Raw genomic sequence first — 6,864 nt, 5'->3', positions numbered from 1 at the left:
CCCATGGCAAGGCATGCCGCATCGACCTTGCCGTGGCCAACAATCGCGCCGTGCTGACCATTTCGGACCACGGGCCCGGCATTCCGCCGGAGCTCTTGAACAAGGCGTTCGAGCCCTTCTTCCGCGTCGACCCCGGCCGCCTGCAATCCATCCCGGGCGCTGGTCTCGGCCTCGCCATCGCCAAGGAAATCATCGAGCGCTACGGCGGCACCGTGACGCTGGAAAACCGGCGGGGTGGCGGGCTTGAACAGATGGTGGTGTTTGAGGCGGTGTGACGGGTTGGCGGCCCACAGCAGAGGCCCGCTCAGCCGAGTGACGGGCGTTGCGTGCGGCAACCGACGAAAAAACGGCGACCATGCTGCACCGCGCAAAGCCAATGGTTCCAACTCATTTCTCCGCGGAACCAGGACCGAATCCATATAGCCAAAATATAGATTCCGAAATTTCTCGTGATTTAACAAAGAACTAGGCTCTCAAGCCAAGAGCTCTCCTCAATCAACCGAGGCGGGAATGTCGGCACAGCTTAAATCATAGGATTTAAATTCTGCGGAAACTCGCCAAAAATGGCGAGAACCGGCCGGTTTTATCAACTTTTAGCGTTTGCTCACATAAGTATTTCAGCCGGGTAGATTTTTTGTGTTGCGCTGCACAATGCCGTAGCCGAACGATCTCCTGGGGGACTCGTTTGCGACTGGACATACACCGTGGAGGATTCCGCCAGGTTGACCAACTTGAGCTGTCCGTCCGTCGATTTCGAGCCCGGCCCGATCGGACTCGCAAAGCGGGGGTTTGACGGTGCCGGCGCCCTGGCGAGTCTCGTCTGCCTTGGCCTGCCGTTCGAAACGGCCGGCTGGCGGCTTCGTCGCGGACATCACGCCGGCGGAAGCCGCTGATGGGAAACGCCCGCGATATCCAACTGGATGCACTGAGGGCCATCGCCGTGACGATGGTGATGTACTCCCATTTCTTCGCGGCGGGGGGATCTTCCTTCTGGGGCCATATCGGCGTGCGGCTGTTCTTCGTGCTGAGCGGCTTCCTGATCACGCGCCTGCTCCTGGAAGCGCGTTCGGCCGCCGAATTTGAAACCGGCCCTGCGCTGCGATCCTTCTACATCAGGCGGGCGCTGCGGATATTCCCGCCCTATTTTGCCGTGCTGGGTTTCGTCTGGCTGGTCGACCTGGAGCAGTCCAGGGGATCGCTGCTCTGGCATGCGCTTTATCTGTCGAACTTCTGGTATGCGCTGCGCAATGACTGGAACCCTTGGGTGCTGTGCCATTTCTGGAGCCTGAGCATCGAGGAGCAGTTCTATCTTGCCTGGCCGCTGGTCGTCCTTTTGGCCCCACGCCGCCGCTTCGAGCAGATCTGCATAGGCGTCATCGCGCTGTCGCTGGCCTATCGCTTCTATTGGCCGGTCACCGCCACCCCGGCGCTGGCGCGCGACCTGCTGCCGCCGGCATCCATGGATGCGCTGGCGACGGGCGCGCTGCTTGCCTGCTGGCGGTCCAGGGGTGCGGCCCTGCCGCACTGGATGCAGCTCGGCTGGCCTGCCTTCGCGGCCGCATTCCTTGTCATCGAGTGGTTTGTCCCCGCGCCTGCCGATCCGATGCTGGAATGGGCCCATTGGCTGGTGCGGCAAGTCCTGCCCCTGGTGCCGCTGATGGTCATCGTCGCCGCCTGTTCGCGCGGCCTTGGCGGCACAATCGGCAAGCTTCTTGACCTGCCGCCGCTGCTTGGTCTCGGCCGCATCAGCTACGGCGTTTATCTCTATCATCCGATATTGCTGTCGCTCGCCGTCAAATCGCAGCCCTGGATTCCGCTCAATGTCTCGGAGCAAGGGCCGGGGCGGTTCCTGGTTGCGGGCGCCGCCACGATTGTCGCGGCCTCGATTTCCTGGGTGGTTTTCGAAAGGCCGCTCAACGGCCTCAAGCGCCACTTCCCCTATGTCGCGCGCGCCCACGCCGCGCAGGCCGGCCGTGGCGGCTGGCTCCCAAGGGCGGCTGGCGGATCGCCCGATGGCCGCACGCCATCGCTCGACCTCCAGCGAACGGATGCAAGACGATGACCGCCGCGCCACTCGTCTCCGTCCTGTTGCCGGTCTACAATGCCGGGCCCTATCTCGCCGCCGCACTGGGAAGCATCCTGCGGCAGGATTACGGCCGCCTGGAGATCATCGCGATCGATGACGGGTCGACCGACAATTCGCTCGAGATCCTCGAGCGCTACCGCGAGGCCGACAGCCGCATCTCGATCATCTCGCGCGAAAACCGTGGCCTCGTCGCGACGCTCAACGAAGGGCTGGCGGTCGCCCGGGGCGAGTTGGTCGCGCGGATGGACGCCGACGACGTCGCCTATCCCTGGCGCTTGTCGCGCCAGGTGGCGCTGTTTGAGCGGCGGCCCGAACTCGGCTTCTGCGGCGCCGGCGTCGACATGTTGATCCGCGGCCGCATCGCCAGAGGCAAGCCCGATCCGGTGTTCCAGTTCGGCCGCATCCCCATACTGGCGATGTTCTTCACGATCTTCATGCACCCGACGGTCGTCTACAACAGGAAGGTCGTCAACGACGGCGTTCTCCACTACGACCAGACCTACAGGCACGCCGAGGATTTCGATCTTTTCAGGCGGCTGGCCGGCCGTTACCCGGCAGCCATGATGCCCGAAAACCTGGTCGTCTACCGCGTCCATCAGGCAAGCGTGACCAGCCGGCACGTCAAGGAGATGCGCAGGACGCATTTGCGGATCGTGGCCGAGAACCTCGAGCGCGAGGGCCTGGCGCAAGCCACGCGGGACCTGCGCGACATTGGCGACGCGGTCAGCCACGACACGGTTACCCGTGCGGCCAACTTCATCGTCGCGCTGGAGGAGGAGATTTGCTCGCTGCCGGCCGCGATACGGCCGAGCTTCGAGGCCGGCGCGCTGAACCTGTTCTATTTCCTCTACCAGCTCGTCGCCGACGAAAAGCAGCCCCCGCTGACGCATGAATTGCTGACGCGGACCGCGAAGTGGAACGTCATCCGGCGCCGCGAGCAATATGCGCTGCGGCCCGGCGCCTGGGCGCCCTGGCTCAGCCTTGCCTCGCTGTCGGCCAGCAGGCAAGCGGACGCCATGGCATATTTCTTCAAATCCGCGCCCGCCGCGGCGGTTCTGGCACCTTATCAGGCGAGTTGAGGGATGACCGTCAAAGCCCACCAACCTCTGCAGCGCGATCGTTCGACGGCGCTTGGCCCTGCCCCGGCCGGTCCCCGCCCGGAACGATCGGCGCCGGAAGTCAGCTTCATCATCTGCACGCGCAACCGCGTCGCCGTGCTCGATGCCTGCATCAAGTCGGTGCAGGCCGCGTGCCGCGCACATGCCGGCTTCGCGGCCGAACTCGTGGTCGTCGACAACGGTTCGAGCGACCGCACGGCCGAGCGCCTGGCCAGCATCGCCGCTATGTCGGACATTCCATTCACGCCCGTTTGCGAGCCGCGCCCCGGATTGGCGGCTGCCCGCAACGCCGGGCTGAGGCGCGCGCGCGGCCGTGTGCTGGTCTTCGTCGATGATGATTGCGCGGTCCATTGCGACTATTTGCGCGATCTGGAGCGGCACTATGCGTCCGGGGAAAAATGGCTCATCCGGGGAGGCCGTGTCGAGCTTGGCGATCCCAGGGATTTGCCGTTCACCATCAAGCGGTCGTGGGTGCGCGAGCGGCTGACACCGGATGTCCACCCCGGCGGTTTTGTGCTGGGCTGCAACATGACGATGCACCGCGATGTCGCGGCCAGCATCGGCTATTTCGACGAACGCTTCGGCGCCGGGGGACCATTGCGGTCTGCCGAGGATACCGATTACCTCGTGCGGGCGATGCTGCTCGGTATCCCGGTCGAGTATGTGCCTGATATGACGATATTCCATCATCACGGCCGGCGGGATCGCAAGGCCATCGAAAAGCTCCACCGCGACTACAGCCTGGGCAATGGCGGGCTCTGCCTGAAACATGTTCGCCATGCGCCCTGGCTGCTTCGCCATTTCTACTGGGCCGCACGAGGGGCTTTGCGGGAATTGACAGGTGGGCCTGCGTTCGACCGTGAACTCAACCTGTCGCACTGGCCGATCGTCGCCATGAATTTGCTCGGTGCGGCCAGATTCGCGGTTCTCCTGCTGGCGAGACGGCCGCAGGCTGAGCCAGTGCGGCAAGATCAACAAGCCAATGCCCAGGTGAGGTGAAACGCTATAATGCCATTGCTACCACCAAGCCTGCCGATGCTGTTCCGGGCGTTCGGAAAGCGGCAATTGCGCCTGCTTCCGGCCGTGGTGGTTCTCGGTCTGGTCAGCGCCGTCCTCGAAGGGTTCGGCATCGGCCTGATCATCCCGCTGCTGGGCATCATCATGGGACACGGAGATGCGGCGGGAATGGCCGGCTTCTCCGCTGTCCTCCAGCACGTCGGATCGGGCTTGAGCGAAAGCGACCGGCTTGTCGTCATTTCGCTCGCCATCCTCGGCTCGATCGTCCTGAAGAACGTCTTCGCCTTCGCCAACACGCTGCTGACGACCTTCATCTCCGGCAAGGCAAGTCATTCGATCCGCAGCGCCTTGTCGGAGCAGCTCTTGCGCGTCGGCTACCCGTTCTTCCTGCGGCAGAGTCCGGGACGCCTGCTCAACATCATCTCCAACGAATCCTGGCGGGCATCCGATGCGATCCAGATCATGCTGTCGGCCATCGTCAGCGCATCGGCCGCCATCATCCTCTTGGCTTTCCTGCTGCTGCTTTCGTGGCGCATGACGCTGCTGGTCACGCTCGGACTGGCGCTCGTCCAGATCGCGCACGCCATCCTCTCGGCCAATCTGAAGGAGCCCAGCCGTAGCGTCGCTTCGCGCAACGGCCACCTCGCCTCGCAGATGCTCCACCTTGTGCATGCCGGACGGCTGATCCGCATCTTCGGACAGGAGAACCGGGAGAAGGCGATATTCGACACAGCCTCCGATGCGGTTCGCCGCGCCTCTTTCGTCCTGCTCGTTCGTCAGGGAGCGCTGCCGCCGCTGACGGAGGTTCTCCACGCCATGCTGTTCCTGGCGGTGGTGATCGGCGCCTGGATGGCGCAGGTGAGTTTCCCGCTGATCATCGCGTTCGTCATACTGCTCTACAGGCTGCAGCCGCATATGCGCGCCCTGCAGGGGTCGTGGAGCCAGCTGCAAGGGCTGAGCGGATCGCTCGAAGAGGTGACATGGCTGCTGGATCCCACCGGCAAGCCGCAACCGCCGCGAGGCGATGGGCCGTTCCACGGTCTGCGCCAGGGCATCAAGTTCGATGATGTGACGTTCACCTATTCCGGCACGGACCGGCGTGAAGTGGTGCTGCATGCTGCGACGTTCGAAATCGGCAGTGGCCGCTCGACGGCGCTGATCGGCCGCTCGGGCGCCGGCAAGACGACCATCGTCAATCTCCTGTGCCGCTTCGTCGAACCGGACACCGGCAGGATTCTCGTCGACGGATCACCGCTCGACTGGATCGATGCCAGCCAGTGGCGACGGCACATCGCACTGGCCAGCCAGGAGCTGGAACTGGTCGATGGCACCATTTTTGAAAACATAACCTACGGCCAGGACGCGGCCACCGCCGGCGACGCCGAGGGCGCCGCAAGACTGGCCGAAGCGCATGAATTCATCGAACGGCTGCCTCAGGGTTACGAGACGCTGGTTGGCTACAGGGGTGTCAATCTCTCGGCTGGACAGAGGCAGCGGATCGCATTGGCCAGGGCCCTGGTGCGCGATCCCGATCTCCTCATCCTGGACGAAGCCACCAATGCGGTGGACGGGCTGTCGGAAGCGGCCATCGTCGAGACCCTGAAGTCGAGAGCCGGCCGCCGCACGACCATCGTCATCAGCCACCATCACAGCACCATCTCGTTCTGCGACGACGTGGTGATCCTCAGCGGCGGCCGCGTGAAAAAGCAGGCGCCTTTCGGCGCCCTGGCATCACTCTCCATGGACGAGCTTTACCAGCACGAGCCGATCGACTGATGCATGTCGCCCAAAAGTGCGCAGCGGTTTTGGGTCAACGACATGCATAAAACGGGAGCCACGCGATCGCTTCCCGTATGCGTTCGTGGCTTGCTTGTTGGCGGGCCGCCGCATGGTTCGAATCAGAGGCCAGGGAATTGCCGCTGGCACCTTCCGTGATCGCACCAATGCCATGCAGCGCCTAGGCTCGCTACCTTGCCTCTCGCGGCGGACCTGTCGATCCGCCTTGGCCGGTGCCCATTGACTTACTCTCCGGATGCGGTGCCGGCCTCCCCCCCGGGTTCCTCGTGACGACGGTCAAGCGCGCCTAAGTCGCCGCGCGGAGGTTCCTGCGGATGCGCCGCCTGCCCGTTTCCCGTGCCTTCTCCGCCACCACGCCGGCAATCTCGACCACGCCGCTCTCGCGCGGTCTGCCATTGGTGGCCTTGTGCAGCCGCTCGTAGGGCAGCAATTCCTTGACCCGGGCATTGAGTGACTCGATTTCGGCCCTGAGATCGTCGCATTCCTGCCTCTGGACATCGAGCTGTATCTGCTCCGATGCCTGTTGCAGCGTGAGCTGCGAAAGATCGGCGTTCAATCTGGAAAGGCTCATCTTGTCGTTTTCGTTCTCATGGGTGAGAGCGGACAATCTTTCGTCGGCGATTTTCTTTTCGGCCAGCGCGTCGTTCAGTTCGGTCTTGAGCCTGGCGATTTCGCCGGCGGCCTCGCTGTTCTCGGTCGACGCCTGCTCCAGTCGCGATTGCAGGTCCTGGACCTCCGAACGCAGACCGCGCATTTCCGCCTGGCTGCGAGACAGTTCGGCTTCCCTGTCGCCTTCCATCATGCGGGCCGCTTCGGTTGCTTCCGACAGCTTCGCCTGTGCGGCCT

Annotated in this window: 5 protein-coding genes and 1 pseudogene; 5 read left to right on the top strand and 1 reads right to left on the bottom strand. The window is 63.8% G+C overall.

The annotated features are described in order from the left end of the window. From EN935_RS16490 to EN935_RS16470, 5 genes are all read left to right on the top strand, one after another. Window positions 1-275: ATP-binding protein (locus EN935_RS16490; protein ID WP_164771161.1), on the top strand; the 275-nt coding region annotated here is incomplete at its 5' end. A 617-nt stretch (window positions 276-892) separates the two neighbouring features. Continuing rightward, window positions 893-2,062: an acyltransferase gene (locus tag EN935_RS16485; protein ID WP_127262937.1), complete on the top strand. Its 1,170-nt coding sequence runs from the start codon at window positions 893-895 to the stop codon at window positions 2,060-2,062. Beyond that, on the top strand, window positions 2,059-3,165 hold the full coding sequence (locus tag EN935_RS16480) for a glycosyltransferase family A protein (protein WP_127262938.1): 1,107 nt from the start codon (window positions 2,059-2,061) through the stop codon (window positions 3,163-3,165). Before EN935_RS16485 ends, EN935_RS16480 begins: the two co-directional genes overlap by 4 nt. 3 nt (window positions 3,166-3,168) lie before the next feature. Continuing rightward, window positions 3,169-4,203, top strand: coding sequence for a glycosyltransferase (locus EN935_RS16475; protein ID WP_127262939.1), 1,035 nt, complete (start codon window positions 3,169-3,171; stop codon window positions 4,201-4,203). A gap of 9 nt (window positions 4,204-4,212) precedes the next feature. Continuing rightward, entirely contained in the window at window positions 4,213-5,997 is a 1,785-nt protein-coding gene (locus EN935_RS16470; protein WP_127262940.1) for an ABC transporter ATP-binding protein, read from the top strand. 307 nt (window positions 5,998-6,304) lie between these two features. Here EN935_RS16470 and EN935_RS16465 read toward each other — a convergent pair. Further along, a pseudogene (locus EN935_RS16465) lies at window positions 6,305-6,864 on the bottom strand (hypothetical protein); the annotation flags it as partial.

This window comes from Mesorhizobium sp. M7D.F.Ca.US.004.03.1.1, assembly GCF_003998635.1.
Lineage (GTDB): Bacteria > Pseudomonadota > Alphaproteobacteria > Rhizobiales > Rhizobiaceae > Mesorhizobium > Mesorhizobium loti.
Note: the sequence above shows the minus strand (reverse complement) of the source record. Positions and strands in the feature narration are given on the sequence as shown.